Annotated in this window: 1 protein-coding gene and 1 pseudogene; one reads left to right on the top strand and one right to left on the bottom strand. The window is 76.9% G+C overall.

What is annotated here, in order from left to right; all coding sequences use genetic code 11:
• Positions 1–228 (top strand): hypothetical protein (locus KS423_RS47045; RefSeq protein WP_224285719.1); only part of this gene is annotated, 228 nt, incomplete at its 5' end.
• Positions 229–246: 18 nt separating this feature from the next.
• Here the strand turns inward: KS423_RS47045 and KS423_RS47040 are convergent.
• Positions 247–506 (bottom strand): annotated as a pseudogene (locus KS423_RS47040) (hypothetical protein); the annotation flags it as partial.

Genomic DNA, 506 nt, shown 5'->3' with positions numbered 1-506 from the left:
GCGGCGGGCTGGATCGCGCTGGTCGCCGTTCCCGGCGCGCTGCTGGTGCGGTACCGCGTGCTGGGCCCGGCGGACGGCGGGGGCGTGTGCGCCCGGCTCACGCGGCGGGTCCGCCGGGGCGTGCTGGAGCTGCGCGCCGGTACGAACGCCCTCGTGGCGCGGCTTTCCGGACCGGGCGTCCGCACCGCCGACGAGCCGGGCCCCGACGAATGGGACCCGGACGTCTGAGCGGATCCGGCGGTCCGGCTACTCGGCGCTCCCGGTGAAGTCCACGTACCACTGCGGCGCGTACCGGTCGCAGTTCTGGGCGCCGACGGTGGTCAGCGAGTCCTGGACGCAGGTGACGTAGTCGCGGTAGTGGTACCCGAGGCCGATCACCGAGGTGGCGACCACGATGGTCATCGCGCCGGTCAGGATGCCGGCGAGCGCGGCCGGGGTGAGCGGGTTCGGTGCCGGGGCCGCGGGGACCGGTCCACCCGGCCCGGCGACCGCGGTGGCGGCCGGGG

The sequence above is a fragment of the Streptomyces sp. LS1784 genome, assembly GCF_020103755.1.
Lineage (GTDB): Bacteria > Actinomycetota > Actinomycetes > Streptomycetales > Streptomycetaceae > Kitasatospora.
Note: the sequence above shows the minus strand (reverse complement) of the source record. Positions and strands in the feature narration are given on the sequence as shown.